Origin of the sequence: Amycolatopsis sp. NPDC024027 (assembly GCF_040638975.1) — a bacterium.
In the GTDB taxonomy this organism is placed as follows: Bacteria; Actinomycetota; Actinomycetes; order Mycobacteriales; family Pseudonocardiaceae; genus Amycolatopsis.
In genome coordinates this window covers 41474-55318 of record NZ_JBEZYY010000006.1, presented here as the reverse complement: position 1 = coordinate 55318, position 13845 = coordinate 41474, and the positions used below count along the sequence as shown (strand labels likewise).

Here is a 13845-nt window from a genome sequence, read left to right as displayed (position 1 = left end):
GCCCGGCTCAGCCGGCGGACGCTTCCGGGGAGCGGGTGTCGAGGACGACGCGGAACCGCGCGTCGCCGGACATCATCCGTTCGTAGGCCTTCGGGGCTTCGGACAGCGGCATGATCTCGTTGCGGCTGCGGATCCCGCGGTCGTGGGCCAGCCGGAGGCTGTCTTCGTTCTCGATGGCCGAGCCGGTGAGGGCGCCGACGACCGCGTGCGTGCCGAAGATCAGGTCCGGGGTCCGGACCTCGATCGGGTCCGGCGCGGCCCCGACGACGAGCAGCTGCCCGCGGGTGCCCAGCCCCGCCACCAGCGGCGACATGGAGGCGCCGCTGGACGCCGTCGCGATGATCGCCGCGGCCCCGCCGAGCCGGGTGAGCGCTTGGCCCGGGTCGGTGGCGGTGCTGTCGATGTACTCGTCCGCACCGAGTTCGGCGGCCAGTTCGGCTTTGCCGGTGCCGCGGGCGATCGCCGCCACGCGGTGGCCGAGGGTCTTGGCGTACTGGATGCCGAGGTGGCCGAGGCCGCCGATGCCCTGGATCGCGACCAGCGAGCCGGGCCGGGCGCCGGCGGTGAGCAGGGCGCGGTAGACAGTGAGCCCGGCACACAGCAGCGGCGCGACGTCGAGCGGCCGGGCGCCGTCGGGGATGCGGACCAGGCCGGTGGCGCGGGCGTAGGCGACTTCGGCGTAGCCGCCGTCGGTCGTGGTGCCGGTCCAGGGCTGGTCGGTGCAGTTGACGAAGTCGCCGCGGCGGCAGTTGTCGCACTGTCCGCAGTGGCCGTTGAGGTAGCCGACGCCGACGTGGTCGCCGGCCGCCCACGCGGTCACGCCCGGGCCGGCGGCGTCGACCACGCCGACGATCTCGTGGCCGGGCACGACGGGCACCGACGGGTCGGCGCGCAGCCCTTCGACGGCGAGGGTGTCGCTGTGGCAGACCCCGCAGGCCTCGACCCGCAGCCGGACCTCGCCGGGCCCGGGCTCGCGGAGCTCGCGCTCCACGAGAGCGAACTGGCGGCCGCCGGTCACTTCGAACGCACGGTAGGACATCACGGGGCTCCGATCGGGGTGTGGACTCGGGCGTCGAGGTCGCGCAGGACGTGCAGGAACGCTTCGGAGAAGGTGGGGAACGGCTGGACGACGTCGAGCAGCACGGCCAGGGGGACGCGGGCGCGGATCGCGAGGGTGGCCTGCTGGAGCCATTCGCCGGCTTCGGGCCCGGCGGCGTAGGCGCCGGTGAGCCGCTCGCCGTCGGAGAAGACGGTCAGGAAACCGGGCCGGGTGTCGTAGGCGCGGGTGTAGGTGGCCGTGCGGGGCACGCCGGACAGCGGGACCGTCGCCGTGAAAGCGCCTTCGGCGGCGCCGACGGCCGCGGCCTGCGGGTCGGTGAACACCACGCGGGGGATGGCGTCGTAGGTGACGGTCGTGGGCCGGCCGAGGATGTTCGCGGCCACCACCCGGCCCTGGTACTCGCCGACGTGGGTCAGGTTCCACTGGCCGGTGACGTCGCCGACGGCCCACAGGCCGTCGCCCGCGGCCATGCGTTCGTCGACCGGGATCCCGTGGGGGTCGGCTTCGATGCCGACGGTTTCGAGCCCGATGCCGTCGACCCGCGGCCGCCGTCCGGTGGCGACGAGCAGCCGGTCGGCGCGCAGGCCGGTGCCGTCGGGCAGGTCGAGCACGTACTCGTCGCCGTCGAGCCGCGCCGCGCTCGCGTGCTGCCCGAGGTGCAGGGCGATGCCGTCGGCGCGCAGGGCTTCTCCGACGGCTTCGCCGAGCGCCCGGGGTTCGCGGGGAAGGACGTGGCCGGCGCCGTCGACCAGGGCGACCTCGGCGCCGAGCCGGGCGAACGCCTGGGCCAGTTCGACGCCGGTCGGCCCGGCGCCGAGCACGAGGAGCCGGCGCGGGATCTCGGTCGCGCCGGTGGCCTCGCGGTTCGTCCACAGCCCGGGCAGTTCGCGCAGCCCGGACACGGGCGGGAGCACCGGCGCGGAACCGGTCGCGATGACGATGTGGTCGGCGGTGTACGGCTTTCCGTTCACGGCGACGGTGTGGGGTCCGGCGAGCTCGCCTTCGCCTCGGAGGACCTCGATGCCGGTGTCGTGGGCCCACTTCTCGGCGCCCGCGTCGTCGTAGGACGAGACCATGAAGTCGCGCCAGGCCAGCGCCGCGGCGGCGTCCGCCTGGCCGGTGACGGCCTCGCGAGCACCCGGGACGGCCCGGGCGGCGGCCAGTGCTTCGCCGGGCCGCAGGAGGGTTTTGGACGGGATGCACGCCCAGTAGGAGCATTCGCCGCCGAGCAGTTCCCGCTCGACGACGGCGACCCGGAGGCCGCCCGCGGCGAGCGCGGCCGCGGTGTGTTCGCCCGGTGCGCCACCGCCGAGGACGATGGCGTCGAAATCGTGGTGAGCCATGGTTCCTGCTTTCGGGGTTTCGGTGCGCGGGTCGCCCCGCGCACCGCCGGAGGGGCTCAGGCGTCCTGGTGGTCGGTCATGTACTGGGCGTACCAGACCGGCCACTGCTCGTCGTACTGCCCGGTCTCCTTCTCGTGCTCGCCGTGCGCGGCCGCGGCCTCGCGCAGAGCCTTCTCCAGCTGCTGCGTCGAGCCGTAGGTCACGCCGGTGACGCGGCCGGGGAACCGGGTGGTGATTTCCTGCAGCAGCCAGGTGTTGCCGTCGGGGTCGCTGAAGGACGCGAACGACGAATACGTGCCGCGGTCGGGGTGCGCGCCCGGGGCGAACGCGCCCGTCGCGTCGCGGTGGAAGACCTCGCTGACGTCGACGCCGTGGCCGGCGAGCTCGGCGCGGGCGGCTTCGACGTCGTCGACGACGAGGTAGGTGCCGCGCACCGAGCCGGGGGTGGCGTCGGTGATGCCGGTGCCGAAGTGGACCGACGCCGGTGACCCCGGCGGGGTCAGCTGCACGACGCGCGAGGCGCCGAACTCGATGTCGGCGTCTTCGCGCCAGCCGAGTGTCTTGTAGAAGTGCTTGGTCCGGTCGACGTCGGTGACGGGCAGGACCACGACTTCGAGCTTCATGTCCATGATCGGACTCCTTCTGGGGGTGGCGGTGGGTTCGTCGCTCACCACCACACTCGTCCTCCGGCGGCCCGTTCGCCCCCGTGAGACACCCTGGTTCACCCCGGGCCCGGGCCCGGGGATCGCGCTAGGGTTCCGGGTCATGCCGGGTCGGGAGGCGGAGCTGGTCGGCCGCGGCGACGAGCTCGCCGCCCTCGATGGCGCGCTCGCCGCGGCGCGGACGGGGCAGAGCCGGGTGCTGGTGCTGCGCGGCGAGGCCGGCATCGGCAAGACCGCGCTCCTGGAGCACGTCGCGGCCCGGGCGACCGGCTGCCGGGTCGCGCGGACGGCCGGCGTCGAGTCCGAGCAGGAGCTGCCCTACGCCGGCCTGCACCAGCTGTGCGCGCCCTTCACCGACCGGGCCGAGCACTTGCCGGCTCCGCAGCGGACGGCCCTCGGCACGGCGTTCGGCCTGACCGCCGGGGAACCGCCGGACCGGTTCCTGGTCGGGCTGGCGGTGCTGACCCTGCTCGCCGACGTCGCCGAGGACCGGCCCCTGGTGTGCCTGGTCGACGACGCCCAGTGGCTCGATCGGGTGTCCGCGCAGACGATCGCGTTCGTCGCCCGGCGATTGCTCGCGGAGCCGATCGCCCTGGTCCTCGCGGTGCGGGAACCCGCGGAGCAGCTCGACCTGGCCGGGTTGCCGGAGCTGGCCGTCCGCGGCCTCCCAGACGCGGCGGCCGGCGCCCTGCTGGACTCGGTGCTCCAGGGCCCGCTGGACGTCCGGGTGCGCGACCGGATCGTCGCCGAAACGCACGGCAACCCCCTCGCCCTGGTCGAGCTGCCCCGGTTCTGGACCGCCGCCGAGCAGGCCGACGGTCTCCGCCGGCCGGACGGCGACGGGCTGGCCGGCCGCCTCGAGCGGTGCTTCCTGCAGCAGCTGGCGCCGCTGCCGGCCGGCACCCGGAAGTTGCTGCTGATCGCGGCCGCGGAGCCGCTGGGGGACGCGACCCTGCTCTGGCGCGCGGCCGGGGAGCTCGGCCTGGGTGCCGACCCGGCGGCCGCGGCCGAGGCGACCGGGCTGATCGAGTTCGGGCCGCGGATCCGATTCCGGCACCCGCTGGTGCGCTCGGCGGTCTACCGATCCGCGGCCGGCCCGGACCGGCGGGAAGTGCACCGGGTGCTGGCGGAGGTGACCGACGCCGTCCTCGACCCGGACCGGCGCGCCTGGCACCGCGCGCAGGCGACCGTCGCCCCGGACGAAGACGTCGCGGCGGAGCTGGAGCGCTCGGCCGGCCGGGCCCAGGCGCGCGGAGGTCTCGTCGCCGCCGCGGCGTTGCTCGAACAGGCGGCCACCCTCACTCCCGACCCGGCGTGGCGTGCCCGTCGCGAGCTCGCCGCGGCCCGGGCGAAACGCGGTGCCGGCGCGCTGGAAGCGGCGCTGGGCTTGCTGGGCGCCGCCGGGGCCGGGCCGCCCGATCCGGTGCGAGACGCCGAAGCCGAACGGCTCCGCGGGCAGATCGCGTTCGACCAGCGGCGCAGCGGCGACGCGGCCGGGCTCCTCCTGCGTGCCGCCGGGCACCTCGACGGTGACCCGGCCCGCGAGACGTACCTGGAGGCGCTCGGCGCCGCCGTGTGGGCGGGATCCGGCGTCGCCGAAGCCGCGAAACGAGCGCGCGCGGCGCCGCCGGCCCAGGTGCCGCCCACCGCCGTCGACCTCGTGCTCGACGCGCTCGCGACCCGGCTCACCGACGGGTACGCGGCCGCGGCCCCGCTGATGACCGGGGCGATCGACGCCGTCCGCGCGCTGGACACCGGCGGCGAGAACACCGCGCGCGTGCTGTGGCTGCTGGGCAACCGGGCCGGCGGAACCCTCGCGACCGAGGTGCTCGACTACGCGGCCGGCCGCACACTCGCCGAACGTCAGGTCCGGCTGGCCCGCGACACCGGCGCGCTCGTCCAGCTGCAGTTCGCCCTCAACTTCCTGGCCAACCACGAGCTGGCGGCCGGCGACCTGACGGCGGCCCAGGTGCTGGTCGACGAAGACCGCCTGCTCGCCGACGTCACCGGCGGCCGGCCGGTCGGGTACAGCGCGATCCTGCTCGCCGCCCTGCGCGGCCGGGACGCCGAGGCCGGCGCGGTCATCGCCGCCGCGACCGCGGAGGCCGCCGGACGCCGCCAGGGCCGGGTCGTGCGGTTCGCCGACTACGCGCGCGCCGTGCTCGGCAACGGTCTCGGCCGCCACGACCTCGCCCGCGACGCGGCCCGCCGGGTGTTCGAGCACGACACCGTCGGCCACCAGGCCCTGGCGACCGCCGAACTGGCGGAAGCCGCTTCGCGCACCGGCGACGACGATCTCGTCACGGCCGCGCTGGACCGGATGTCCGGACGTGCCCGGGCCACCCCGACGGTGTGGACGCGGGCCCTCGAAGCGCGCCTGCGGGCGCTGGCCGGCGAGACCCCGGACGAGTGCTACGCCGAATCGATCGCGTTGCTCGCCGGGACGCCGTTGCGGGTCGAGCTGGCCCGGGGCCATCTGTTGTTCGGCGAGTGGCTCCGGCGTGCGGGACGCCGTGCCGACGCCCGGGAGCACCTGCGGACCGCACACACCATGACCTCCGCGATGGGCCTCGAAGCCTTCGCCGACCGCGCGCGCCGCGAACTGCTGGCCACCGGCGAGACGGCCCGCAAACGCACCGCCGGGACCACCGGGGAACTGACCGCCCAGGAGTTCCAGATCGCGCGCCTGGCCCGCGAAGGACTGTCCAACCCGGAAATCGGCACGAGGCTCTTCCTCAGCCCGCGCACCGTGGAATGGCACCTGCGCAAGGTGTTCGGCAAGCTGGGGATCAGCTCACGGCGTCAACTGCGCGAAACGGTGCTCGAGAAGGCCTGAGCGCGCCGACCCGCTCAGCGGCTGCCGGCCGGCAACTCCCCGATCCAGCGGTGTGCTGTGGTGCACGCCTCGGCTTCGCTGCCACGCAGGTGCTCGACGACCTCGCCGTCGGCCCACAGCATGAGGGCGACCGTCCCGGGCCGGATCGGGGTCAGCCCGATGAGCAGGCGCCGCCCGTCGCGCTCGACGATCCGCTCGGCGGTGAGCCAGTGCCCGGTCGTGCCGGTGCGGGTGACCGTCCAGGCCGAGTCGGCGGCGAGCTCGGCCACCGACCGGGGTACGAGTTCTCCGGTCTGTTCGTCGGGCACGTCCACCACCCTCGCATGGGTTCTCTGATCCGGTGTTCTAGCGGTGAATCTTAGGTTGACAACGGCTGGCGCGGTTTTCCGGAGCGTCACGCTGAGCTGCGTTTTCGGTGTGCGCCGGTCCGGTCGGCACAGTTCCTGTGTGCCGCCGGTGGTTCCCCGCCGCGGACATGATCCACTACGGTGGGCCGAACCTGGGGGCCGCGACCGCAGGGAGCCGTGATGCCGACCCTCACCACCGTGGCCGACTGGACGATCACCGCGTCCGGTGACACCGCGACCTTCACCCATGCCGCCGCCGGTGGCCATTGGGCGCCGCGGGTGTGGAGCGGGCAGGGTCTCGCGATCGCCGAGGCCGACCTCCCCGCGCTCGACAAGGTGCTGGGCGAGGTGCTGAAGCTGCCGGTCTACTGGCTGGCCCGCGCTCGCCGCCGCGATCCCGGCGCAGGAGAGGCGGCGGTGTGGTCGGAGCCGCGGTACGACTCCGGCGACCAGTTCGTCCACCTCGCCGGCCCGTGCCGGGCCGACGACCCGGCCGCGGGGTACCGGCCGGTCCCGGCGTTCGCCATCGACCTGGTCCACCTGCGCGGCCTGCGGATCAGGATCGCCGCGTACCGGGCGGCGGCCTGCCGCTGAACGCGGAGGTCGGCGAGACGACGTCCGGCGCGCGGACTGCTCCTCGCGGTTTTCGCCGTCGAGGACGCGACAACGCACGGTTCTTCGCCATGCCGCTGCCCGTCGTGCTGCACATCTTCGGCGCGACCGTCTTCTGTGTCCTGGGGGCGTCCAGTTTCGTGCCGGCGACTCGGCTGAGATCGGGCCGGCGAGACGGCCCGGTGTGAGCGGCGTCACCGATCAGAAATCCGCCGCCCGGTCGTCGGTTTCGGCAGCCCCCTCGCACCGGTGGAAGGATTGACGACCATGACCGACGCCAGACCGCTGGGCGCCGACGAGGCCACGTTCATCGCGGCGGCCGGCTCAGGTGACGCGGCGCGGTTCGCGCTCGTCACCGAGCGCCACCGGCGTGAGCTGCAGGTGCACTGCTACCGGATGCTCGCGAACTACGAGGACGCCCAGGACCTGACGCAGGAGACGTTCCTGCGGGCGTGGCACAAGCGGGAGTCGTTCCAGGGCCACGCCGCGCTGCGGACCTGGCTGTACCGGATCGCGACGAACGCCTGCCTCGACTTCCTGGAGAAGCGCAACGGCCGCACACCCCGGCCGGCCGAGCTGCCGGGCGAGGCCTCGGAGGTGCCGCACCTGCAGCCCTACCCCGACCGGCTGCTCCCCGAGGACCCACAGGAATCGGTGGTGGCGCGGGAGACGGTCGAGCTGGCGTTCATCGTCGCCGTCCAGCACCTGCCGCCGCGGCAGCGGGCGGTGTTCGTCCTGCGCGACGTCCAAGGCTGGCCGGCGTCGGAGGCCGCCGACGCGCTCGGGCTGACCGTCGCCTCGGTGACCAGCGCCCTGCAGCGGGCGCGCGTGACGATGCGGGAGCAGCTGCCCGGCCGCCGCCTCGACTGGCGCAGCCCCGCCACCCACGAGGTGTCGGATGACGAACGCGGCGTGGTGAAGTCGTACATCGACGCCCATGAGCGCAACGACCTCGACGCGTTGACGTCCCTGCTGCGCGACGAGCTGCGGTTCGCGATGCTGCCCGATCCGGGCACCGTGACGATCGGGGCCAAGGATGCGGTGGACGGTTGGGTCTCCGGAGGGCTTTTCCAGCGCGGCTACGACGACTGGCGCGGTATCCCCACGACCGTCAACCGCATGCCGGCCGCCGTGCTGTACCGCCGCGCCCCCGGCGACCCGGAGTACCGGCTGTTCGTCATCGCGGTCCTGCACGTCGTCGACGGGAAGATCGCCGAGCTCACCGGATTCGACGCCACCGGCAAGCCATGGCTGGGCGTGTCCCCGACGCTGTGACCGGGCACCGTGCCCCGCCGACGCCGCCGGCGGGGCACGGCGAGCTCATCGCCTGGTTTCGTACCGGGTCAGCACCACGCCGCCGGGAAACGTCCGCGTCTCCACCAGGTTCAGGTGCACCCGGCTGTCCAGCGCGCTGAAGAACGGCGTGCCGCCGCCCGCCACGACCGGGTAGGTGGCCAGGGCGTACTCGTCGATCAGCCCGGCCCGCATGGCCGCCCCGGCGAGCGTGGCACCGCCGATGCGCATCGGGCCGCCGTCCCCGGCCTTGAGCCGGGTGATCTCCGCGACCGCGTCGCCGGTGACCAGGCGGGTGTTCCAGGCGACCTCGCCGACCTTGCCGAGCGTCGAGGAGAACACCACCTTCGGCGTGTCCCGCCAGTTCCGCGCGAACTCGATCCGCGCCGGCGTGGCGCCGGGCTGCTGGTCGCCGGTCGGCCAGTAGGAGCTCATCGTCTCCCACAGCTTGCGCCCGTACAGCGTCAGTTCACTCGCCCGCTCCTGGTCGAGCCACCACTGGAACAGCTCGTCACTCGGCGGCCCGCCCCAGCCGATGTCATCCCCGGGCGCGGCGATGTAGCCGTCCAGGGTCACGTTCATGCCGAAGATCAGGTTCCGCATCGTGCCAGCCTCCTGTGAGTCGGTCTCACAGGTACAGACGGTCGCGGCGCGGGAACCTGATCGGTGCGCGATCGGACGGCGTGCCGCTTGAGAGGTCCAGCCGCCCTTCTCCACGGTCAGACGTCGCGGCGGGTGACGCACAGGGTCGCGGCGGTGATCGAGACGGCGAGGTAGGTCAGGCAGACCAGTGTCGCGAAGCCGGCGGACGGCCATTCCGGGTCGTGGAAAGTGGTCCAGGTCAGGCCTTCTCCGGCGACGCCGGGTGCCCAGCGGACGAGTGCGGGGGAGCCGGAAATTCCCTTCAGGACGATGACGCTGAGGAACAGCAGCCCGACCACGACGGCGGTCGCGCCCGCGGTGTGCCGGACGATCATGCCGGTCGCGGCTCCGAGCAGGGCGACGGTGCCGAGGTAAAAGCCCTGGCCGAGCACGGCGCGCAGGACGTTCGGGTCGCCGAGGCCGACGTCGAGGTGCCGCCCGGCGAGGGCGGCCTGCCCGGTGAAGAAGGTGAGGAAGGCGAGCAGTTCCCCGGCCGCGGCCGCGATCGCGCCGACGACGAGCAGCTTGGCGGCCACGACCCGGCCGCGTCGCGGGGCGGCGGCGAAGGTGGCGCGGATCGTGCCCGTGCCGTATTCCGAGGTGACGGCGAGGACGCCCAGCAGCCCGAAGGCGAACTGGGCCGGCTGGAAGCCGGTGAAGGTGCCGAACACGGGGTCGAACTCCGTGCGCGCCCGTGGTCCCCACGTGTCCCAGGACCGGACGGCGGAACGTGCTTGGACCACGGCGAGGGAGAGCGTTGCGGCGGCCGCGACGGCCAGGATGAGCGGTGTCGAGCGCAGTGAGCGGAGCTTCGTCCACTCGGCGGCCAGCAGGCCGCGGCCGGGCGGGAACGGGCTCATCGGGCGTCCTCTCGGTGGGACCGGCCGCGGTACTGCAGGCCGGGGTCGGTGATCCGGCGGAAGACGTCTTCGAGCGACGGCGGGCGCGGGGTCAGTTCGAGCAAGGGGATGCTGTGCGCGGCGGCGATCGCGGCGATGTCACCGGGGGCGAGTCCGGCGACCGCGAGGCCGTGACGTGGCTCGGTGGTCACGCTGGCGCCGCGCGCGGTGAACAACGCCGCGAGTGGCGTCTCCGCCGCGGTGCGGACCAGCACGTCGCCGCCCCCGGCGTGGTGCACCAGATCCGACATGGACGAGTCCGACAGGAGCCGTCCGCGGCCGAGGATCAGGACGTGGTCGGCGGCCAGCTGCAGTTCGCTGATCAGGTGGCTGGAGATCAGCACGGTGCGTCCTTCGCCGGCCATCGACCGGAGCAGCCCGCGGATCCAGTGCACGCCCTCGGGATCGAGCCCGTTGACGGGCTCGTCGAAGATCAGGATCCCGGGGTCGCCGAGCAGTGCGGCGGCGATGCCCAGCCGCTGTTTCATGCCGAGGGAGAAACCGCCGACCCGCCGGTGGCCGACGTCGGCGAGCCCGGTGATCGCCAGGACTTCGGTGACGCGGCCGGCGGGGATGTCGTTGGTCTGGGCGAGCCAGCGGAGGTGATCGCGGGCGCGGCGGCCACCGTGCAGGGCGGTCGCGTCGAGCAGGGCACCGATCTGCCGCAGCGGCCGCTCGAGCGCCCGGTACGGCCGGCCGTCGACCAGGACCCGGCCGCCGGTCGGCCGCCACGCCGGCGGGTGCGTCACCCGCGAACCACTGCAGTCTCGGAGTTCTCTGCATTGCCAGCGGCTTCAACTACACCGGAACCGGGATCAACGTGTGGAAATGCGGTGAAATCCGAAACATCGGCGCCGAATGGGGTTCCGGCCAGGTTCGCTCGTTCCATCCCTACGCCCCGGAGGCGTTCTACTCCGTCCCCGGCGGTGTCGATGGGGTCAAGCCCTGCTGAGTGATTCCCCGAAGACCGTTCGATGGGGTCAGCCGGAAACAGCGAGCACGTGTTTTCCCAGGACGCCGCCGCGTTCGAATGCCCGGTGCGCGGCGGCGACGTCGGTCAGGGGGTAGACGCTGTGCACGATCGGGCGTAGTGCGCCGGAGGTGATGTGGCCGGCCGTGTCGTCCAGCACGGCCGAGCCCGGATTGGCGCTGAACGTGCGGATGCGCCGGGAACCGTGGATGGTCGATGCCGCGATCGCGGCCAGTGCGGGCGCCGACAGCCCGACGGTGACCATCCGGCCGCCCTTGGCCAGCCGGCCGCGGTAGCGGTTCAGCTCGGAGCCGGCCGTGTCGAGGATGACGTCGAACGGCCCGATCTGCTCCGAGGTGGTGGTGCCGTAGTCGAGGACCTCGTCGGCCCCCAAGGCACGCAGGGCGGTGGCGTGGCGGCCGCGGGCCAGCGCGGTGACGTGGCCGCCCATCGCGTGGGCCAGCTGCACGGCCGCGGTGCCGACCCCACCCGCGGCGCCGCGGACCAGGACCCGCTCGCCGTCGCGCAGCCCGACGCTCTCGCGCAACGCGAGCAACGCGGTGCTGCCCGCCACCACCAGGGACGCCGCTTCGATCGCCGAGACACCCGCGGGAGCGAGACCGACGCGGTCGGCGGCGACCACGACGTACTCGGCCGCCGCCGCGGTCGTGTGCCGCTGCCGCGGGTGCACCGTGCCCCACACCCGGTCCCCGGCGCGGAAACCCGCCACGCCGGCGCCGGTCGTGACGACGACACCGGCGAAGTCCAGGCCGGCACCGATCGGGAACTTCCGGCCCGACACCACCTTCAGCCCGCCGGCGCGGACGATCGTGTCGTGTCCGTTCACGCTGGACGCCTCGACCGCCACCAGGACTTCGCCGGCACCGGGCGTGGGGGCGGCGGTTTCGGTGACCCGCAGGACGTCCGGCGTTCCGAAGCTCATGATCTGGGCGGCCCTCATGTCGTGTTTTCCTTTCGTGACCGGCTGGTACGGAACCGATCCTGGGCCCTGCGAGCGTCAGCTCGGTCGTTCCCCTTTTCCTGGGTTCGCCGGACCCACCCTCGCCCGGCACGTCGTCGGCATACTGGGCCGATGACCGACGACTCCCGCCGCGCGCTCGCCGACTTCCTGCGGACCCGGCGAACCCGGCTCCGGCCGCAGGACGTCGGCCTGGAACCCGGCCCGCGACGGCGCGTCGCCGGGCTGCGCCGCGAAGAACTGGCCCTGCTGGCCGGCGTGAGCTCGGACTACTACCAGCGCATGGAGCAGGGCCGCGACGTGCGGCCCTCCGGCCAGGTCCTCGACGCCATCGCCGGCGCGTTGAACTTCTCCGCCGAGGAAACCCGGCACCTGCACAGCCTCGCCGCCGCCGCGCGCACCCCGCCCCGCCCCGCCCGCGCGTACCCGCCGGAGGAGGTGCCGGAGACCACGCTGCGGCTGCTGCGCGCGACCACCTCGCCCGCCCTGGTCGTCGGGCGCTTCCTGGACTTGCTGGCCTGGAACCCGCTGGCCGGGGCTCTGCTCGGCGCGTCCACCGAGCTGCCCCGGGCCGAGCGGAACCTGCTCGCGCTGCTGCTGCACCCGGAGGGCGGCCGGACGTGCCCGGAGCGGGCGGCCACCGTCGCCGAACTGACCGCGATGCTGCGGGCCCAGGTCGCCGCCGAGCCGGGGCACCCGCGTGCGGCCGAACTGGTGGGTGAGCTGGCGGTACGCAGCACGGAGTTCGCGACGCTGTGGGCCCGCCACGACGTCGAGGACACCACACGTGGCCGGATGCGCGTCGAGCACCCGCTGGTCGGCGAGCTGAACCTGGACTGGGACGCCTACCCCATGCCGGGTGCCCCCGGGCCCGTGCTCATCGTCTACACCGCCGCGCCGGGCGGCCCGGACCACGAACGACTTCAGCTGCTGAGCGGCCTGCTCGACGCACCCGGCAGACCGGCGACCGCCGGCTGAGCGGGTTGCCGGCTCACGATCGCGCTCGGTGGGCGATCTCCGCGGGATCCGGGGGAGTGGTCGGGTAGACCTCGGCATCGAAGAACCGGGCGAACGGCAGGGTCGCCAGCGTCTTCGCGACTTCCGCCTCATCGGCGGCGACTACCTCGACGAACGTCGCCCGCCGGGCGGGGGAAACGTAGTGGGCGCCGATCCGCCCCTGGGAGCGCAGCACTTCCAGCTGCTTCTGCTCGTCCTCTCGCAGTGCGGCGAATTCCGCGAAGTCGGTGTCGTCGCGGAGGGTCGCGAACACCATGAACGTGGGCGTCGCGGCGGCGTTCGGGGTTGACATGGTCGGTCCTTTCGAAGGGTGATTCGTGGCGTCGACCCGGGTGATGTCAGCTGATGACATCACCGTACCACGGCGATGTCATCAGCTGACATCACCCGGCGAGTTCGCGGGCGATCGCACTAAACTCGCCGGATGGGGCGATGGGAGCCGGGAGCCGGTGGCCGGCTGCGCGAGGCTGCACTGAACCTGTACCTCGAACGCGGCTTCGACCAGACCATGGTCAACGACATCGCCGAACGGGCCGGCGTGACCGCCCGCACCTTCTTCCGCCACTTCGCCGACAAGCGCGAGGTTCTCTTCGACGCGGCGACCGAGGTGGAGGAGAAGTCGCTGGCCGCGCTGGAGGGGGCGCCCGCCACGGCGTCGGCGCTGGATCTCGTCGCGGCCGCGCTCGAGGCGGTGGCCGACACCATCGGACACGACCATGAGCTCGCCCGGATCCGGCACACGGTGATCATGGCCAACGCCGATCTCCGGGAACGCGAACTGATCAAGCACGCCCAGATGACGGCCGCACTCGCCGACGGCCTTCGCCGGCGGGGTATCGGCGACGCCGAGGCCGAGCTGGCCGCCGAAACCGGCTCCGCGGTGTACCGGGTCGCCTTCCGGCGATGGGTCGGCGCCGACGGCGACCTGGCTCTGCGCGAGGCCATCGCCCAGTCGTTCGCTCAGCTTCGAACGCTGACCGCGGCCGACTGATCCCCGTGCTCGGCAGTGCCGGCCGGAATTGCTGTCCATTGGCCAATTAGAGTGTTGATTAGGCGATGTCGACCTTCGCTCGACCGTCGACTTTTACGTTGCTTTTACCTGGGCGACCATTCCTGACTTGGCTCAAGATCGCTGATCTTGGGTAGGGTGCTGGCTGTTGAGCTGCGGTTTCGTCGTGTGAACGG

Annotated in this window: 14 protein-coding genes; 5 read left to right on the top strand and 9 right to left on the bottom strand. The window is 73.4% G+C overall.

Annotation, left to right across the window (positions count from 1 at the left end; genetic code table 11):
- Positions 1-7: 7 nt before the first annotated feature.
- Genes AB0F52_RS16780 through AB0F52_RS16770 form a run of 3 tightly spaced genes read right to left on the bottom strand, consistent with a single transcriptional unit; the run spans position 8 to position 3032 of the window.
- Positions 8-1039 carry an alcohol dehydrogenase catalytic domain-containing protein gene (locus AB0F52_RS16780; RefSeq protein ID WP_360170974.1) on the bottom strand — a complete coding sequence of 344 codons (1032 nt, stop codon included), beginning with the start codon at positions 1037-1039 and terminating at the stop codon, positions 8-10.
- Complete coding sequence (locus AB0F52_RS16775) at positions 1039-2403, bottom strand: NAD(P)/FAD-dependent oxidoreductase (protein ID WP_360170971.1); 1365 nt, start codon at positions 2401-2403, stop codon at positions 1039-1041. The genes AB0F52_RS16780 and AB0F52_RS16775 overlap by 1 nt, the downstream gene beginning before the upstream one ends.
- A gap of 56 nt (positions 2404-2459) precedes the next feature.
- Positions 2460-3032 (bottom strand): VOC family protein, encoded by a 573-nt coding sequence (locus tag AB0F52_RS16770; protein ID WP_360170968.1) that lies wholly within the window; start codon positions 3030-3032, stop codon positions 2460-2462.
- A 136-nt stretch (positions 3033-3168) separates the two neighbouring features.
- Between AB0F52_RS16770 and AB0F52_RS16765 the strand changes: the two genes are divergently transcribed.
- Positions 3169-5901, top strand: a complete 2733-nt coding sequence (locus AB0F52_RS16765; protein ID WP_360170965.1) for an AAA family ATPase — start codon at positions 3169-3171, stop codon at positions 5899-5901.
- 14 nt (positions 5902-5915) lie between these two features.
- On the opposite strand, the gene AB0F52_RS16760 is transcribed toward AB0F52_RS16765, so the two are convergent.
- Positions 5916-6209, bottom strand: coding sequence for a hypothetical protein (locus AB0F52_RS16760; RefSeq protein ID WP_360170962.1), 294 nt, complete (start codon positions 6207-6209; stop codon positions 5916-5918).
- A gap of 219 nt (positions 6210-6428) precedes the next feature.
- Here AB0F52_RS16760 and AB0F52_RS16755 point away from each other — a divergent pair, with 219 nt between their 5' ends.
- Complete coding sequence (locus AB0F52_RS16755) at positions 6429-6842, top strand: hypothetical protein (protein WP_360170960.1); 414 nt, start codon at positions 6429-6431, stop codon at positions 6840-6842.
- A 285-nt stretch (positions 6843-7127) separates the two neighbouring features.
- Positions 7128-8135: an RNA polymerase subunit sigma-70 gene (locus AB0F52_RS16750; RefSeq protein ID WP_360170957.1), complete on the top strand. Its 1008-nt coding sequence runs from the start codon at positions 7128-7130 to the stop codon at positions 8133-8135.
- Between the two features lie 45 nt (positions 8136-8180).
- On the opposite strand, the gene AB0F52_RS16745 is transcribed toward AB0F52_RS16750, so the two are convergent.
- The 4 genes from AB0F52_RS16745 to AB0F52_RS16730 all read right to left on the bottom strand — a co-directional run bounded on the left by AB0F52_RS16745 (position 8181) and on the right by AB0F52_RS16730 (position 11625).
- A complete protein-coding gene (locus AB0F52_RS16745; RefSeq protein ID WP_360170954.1) occupies positions 8181-8756 on the bottom strand; it encodes a dihydrofolate reductase family protein in 576 nt (191 codons plus the stop codon).
- Between the two features lie 116 nt (positions 8757-8872).
- On the bottom strand, positions 8873-9655 hold the full coding sequence (locus AB0F52_RS16740) for an ABC transporter permease (protein WP_360170951.1): 783 nt from the start codon (positions 9653-9655) through the stop codon (positions 8873-8875).
- On the bottom strand, positions 9652-10443 hold the full coding sequence (locus tag AB0F52_RS16735; protein ID WP_360170948.1) for an AAA family ATPase: 792 nt from the start codon (positions 10441-10443) through the stop codon (positions 9652-9654). Before AB0F52_RS16735 ends, AB0F52_RS16740 begins: the two co-directional genes overlap by 4 nt.
- 231 nt (positions 10444-10674) lie before the next feature.
- Complete coding sequence (locus AB0F52_RS16730) at positions 10675-11625, bottom strand: NADP-dependent oxidoreductase (protein WP_360170945.1); 951 nt, start codon at positions 11623-11625, stop codon at positions 10675-10677.
- A 132-nt stretch (positions 11626-11757) separates the two neighbouring features.
- Here AB0F52_RS16730 and AB0F52_RS16725 point away from each other — a divergent pair, with 132 nt between their 5' ends.
- Complete coding sequence (locus AB0F52_RS16725) at positions 11758-12621, top strand: helix-turn-helix transcriptional regulator (protein ID WP_360170942.1); 864 nt, start codon at positions 11758-11760, stop codon at positions 12619-12621.
- Between the two features lie 13 nt (positions 12622-12634).
- On the opposite strand, the gene AB0F52_RS16720 is transcribed toward AB0F52_RS16725, so the two are convergent.
- Positions 12635-12952, bottom strand: coding sequence for a muconolactone Delta-isomerase family protein (locus AB0F52_RS16720; protein WP_360170939.1), 318 nt, complete (start codon positions 12950-12952; stop codon positions 12635-12637).
- 132 nt (positions 12953-13084) lie between these two features.
- Between AB0F52_RS16720 and AB0F52_RS16715 the strand changes: the two genes are divergently transcribed.
- Complete coding sequence (locus AB0F52_RS16715; protein WP_360170936.1) at positions 13085-13651, top strand: TetR family transcriptional regulator; 567 nt, start codon at positions 13085-13087, stop codon at positions 13649-13651.
- Positions 13652-13845: the final 194 nt, after the last annotated feature.

Coding starts and splice junctions, on each gene's coding strand:
- AB0F52_RS16780 (WP_360170974.1), bottom strand. CDS start 1,039: ATGTCCTACCGTGCGTTCGAAGTGACCGGCGGCCGCCAGTTCGCTCTC.
- AB0F52_RS16720 (WP_360170939.1), bottom strand. CDS start 12,952: ATGTCAACCCCGAACGCCGCCGCGACGCCCACGTTCATGGTGTTCGCG.
- AB0F52_RS16750 (WP_360170957.1), top strand. CDS start 7,128: ATGACCGACGCCAGACCGCTGGGCGCCGACGAGGCCACGTTCATCGCG.
- AB0F52_RS16730 (WP_360170945.1), bottom strand. CDS start 11,625: ATGAGGGCCGCCCAGATCATGAGCTTCGGAACGCCGGACGTCCTGCGG.
- AB0F52_RS16755 (WP_360170960.1), top strand. CDS start 6,429: ATGCCGACCCTCACCACCGTGGCCGACTGGACGATCACCGCGTCCGGT.
- AB0F52_RS16715 (WP_360170936.1), top strand. CDS start 13,085: ATGGGGCGATGGGAGCCGGGAGCCGGTGGCCGGCTGCGCGAGGCTGCA.
- AB0F52_RS16745 (WP_360170954.1), bottom strand. CDS start 8,756: ATGCGGAACCTGATCTTCGGCATGAACGTGACCCTGGACGGCTACATC.
- AB0F52_RS16775 (WP_360170971.1), bottom strand. CDS start 2,403: ATGGCTCACCACGATTTCGACGCCATCGTCCTCGGCGGTGGCGCACCG.
- AB0F52_RS16740 (WP_360170951.1), bottom strand. CDS start 9,655: ATGAGCCCGTTCCCGCCCGGCCGCGGCCTGCTGGCCGCCGAGTGGACG.
- AB0F52_RS16765 (WP_360170965.1), top strand. CDS start 3,169: ATGCCGGGTCGGGAGGCGGAGCTGGTCGGCCGCGGCGACGAGCTCGCC.
- AB0F52_RS16725 (WP_360170942.1), top strand. CDS start 11,758: ATGACCGACGACTCCCGCCGCGCGCTCGCCGACTTCCTGCGGACCCGG.
- AB0F52_RS16770 (WP_360170968.1), bottom strand. CDS start 3,032: ATGGACATGAAGCTCGAAGTCGTGGTCCTGCCCGTCACCGACGTCGAC.